Genomic DNA, 2,558 nt, shown 5'->3' on the forward strand with positions numbered 1-2,558 from the left:
ATGTAGCCTACTATGTCGAAGGCACCGAAACCGCCGTAACGACGCTGAAGCTGAAATTGAACATCAATGAGCCTGGCAACGCCGATGCTGCAGAAGCCCGCTTCAGGGAATTTGGCGAAATCCTAATACAGGCCGCTATTGGCAACGCCGTTCCATGGCGGGGCACAGGGGATATCGAGTTGCAAGTCGGCCTGCACCGCATCCGGGTCGTAAAAAGCGAATGGCCTGCAGGCATTCCTGGCGGGTACGACAAAATTCTGACCGTTTTCGTCTAGCGCCTCACCAGATTGGCCGCTTTCAGGAAATTAGGAAGGCGTCTTGACCGTCCGAAAGGGGCGCGGCTGCCGTTCAGCAACGCGCCCCATTCCAGTCTCTCGACCAAGGCTGAGAATGCACCAAAAGCGGCCATTAAGGTTGAAGGCCGACAGCTCAGTTGGCGGCCGCATAGGGTGGTTGCGGATGGGCCGGAATCGCGTGATTCCTGATGGGTGAGATCATCGGCCGAGTGCGCTGAGAGTGCGCCTAGGGCCCCGCGTTGATATGTAAGTGGTGAGAATTGACAAGGGCTTTGACCCCGACTGGTGCATTACTATGAGTCACTGGGAAGTTCCGGTAGGCCGCGCGCAAAATAAGGATCGTAGCCGTTGAGCGGATCCAAGAAACCGACTCGAAAACCATCGACAAAAGGCAGGAGCGCAGCCGCAACGTTGCGATCGACCAGTGGCGCCGGGTTCGACTTCGAGGATCGGATCGCGGCGTGGCAGCTCGTTAAGACGCTTGCCGGTGAGAAAATGCCGGGCGTCGACGGTATTGCAACCAAGCTCCAGGCTCAGGTCTCATCGCTCGGATGGCGGATGGACGACCTTCTGTTGACAGGCGAGCACGATGGGGTCACGCGTCGGCTCGCGATTTCGGCGAAGGGAAATCAGCAGGTTAGTGCATCGAGCCTGCCGTCCGATTTCGTTGAGCGGGCTTGGGAACACTGGCGTGACCCGCAGGGCCCGTTCGATCCCCACACCGATGGCCTTGCACTTGTGACGATCGGCTCCAACTCGGACTTCGACGAGGCCTGGCGCGAAGTCAAGAACGCCTGCAGTGGGGCCGATAAGGCTATCGCGCTCAGCCGTATTAGGGCGACACCTAGACAAGCGCGGGTCTTCGACAGCGTTCAAAAAACTGGCGCCGTGTCGAAGGGGAGCGACGACGAAACAATCGCCCTCATACGCTGTCTCCACATCCTGCCGACCGATTTGCAGTTGGCCTACTCGGAGACCGAGAACCAGGCGCTCGCACACTGCCGTCGCCTGCTGGTTTCGGGAGACGTCGCCGACGCCGATGATCTTTGGCAGCGCCTCATCAACATCGCAACCGATGTCAGGCTGACTAAGGGTACCGTTACGATCCACAGCCTGTTGTCCCAACTGCGTGGCAAATTTGAGTTAGTGCACCATCCTGACTACGCACGCGACTGGGAGACGCTTGCTAACATCACCGCCGACTACACGGCTCGCATCCGGACCGAGCTGCCGTCTGGCTATGCTGTGCCACGACTCGCCGATACAGCGACACTGCAAAAGGCGGTCGCGGAGAACGCCGTTACAGTCGTGTTTGGCGAGTCGGGCGCCGGCAAGTCGGCTTTGGTGAAGTCGGTGCTCGATGGCGCCTTTCCGTCCTTTACCCAGGTGTGGTTGGGTCCCGAAGAATTGAAGACGGCGCTTAGCGCCGCGCGCCGATCGAGCTTGCCCCTCCGGCATGCGCTCGCTGAAATACTCAACGCAACGGTTCGCCCGGCGAATGTACTTGTTCTCGATTCCGCTGAACGCATCGAGCCGACTGAGTTCGTCGTCCTTCGCAAGATGCTTCAGTCGATCGTCCCAGGCGGCGCGGAGACCGGTGCTGACGCGTGGCGGGTCGTCATTGTCACGCAGCCACAGGGCTGGGACGAAGAGTCGATCCTCGCCGGGCAGCACGCTCAGCTTGTTGAGCTCAAACCAATATCCATAGGGGAGGCAAAGGTGGCTTTGGCCAAGTCACCAGCCCTGAGTTGGCTAGTCGGGCACGAGGAGACTATCGCGGCGCTGACCAACCTCCGTACATTGAGTTGGGTGGTCAAGGCCGGCGCGGCACTCGGTACGAATGCAACTGGCCTTGCGTCTCACACCGCGATTGCCGACAGGTTGTGGAAATACTGGACGCAGGATCGCCCCGACGTCCAGGCAATGATGATGCGTCTCGCGCATCGGGAGGCGTCGTTTGAGCGTAGCTTCGCGCTCACTGACCTCGCTCCGCCTGACACGGTCACCTTTGCGCAGCGTCCTCGCGAGCTCCCGCTTCGTCTGAACGAGAGAAGTAACCGCATCGAGTTTGAACACGATCTTGCAGCCGACTGGTCGCGGTTCCAGTACCTGAAGCAGATCAGCAACGACACCGCCCAATGGGCGGCACTTGCTTCAAATCCTCTGTGGACCAACGCTCTTCGGATGTTGGGCCAGTTTCTTCTTCGCCAGCCGTCCCCCTTGGGTACCGGTTGGGACGTCGCGCGCCGCTCGTCTGCAGAA

Annotated in this window: 2 protein-coding genes; both read left to right on the forward strand. The window is 59.9% G+C overall.

Features of this window, described 5'->3' with window-relative positions; translation table 11 throughout:
* Positions 1 to 275: hypothetical protein (locus WH91_RS24800; protein ID WP_046172737.1), on the forward strand; the 275-nt coding region annotated here is incomplete at its 5' end.
* Positions 276 to 644: 369 nt separating this feature from the next.
* The coding region (locus tag WH91_RS24805; protein ID WP_199533561.1) for a P-loop NTPase family protein at positions 645 to 2,558 on the forward strand (1,914 nt) is incomplete at its 3' end.

Source organism: Devosia psychrophila (assembly GCF_000971275.1).
GTDB lineage: Bacteria > Pseudomonadota > Alphaproteobacteria > Rhizobiales > Devosiaceae > Devosia > Devosia psychrophila.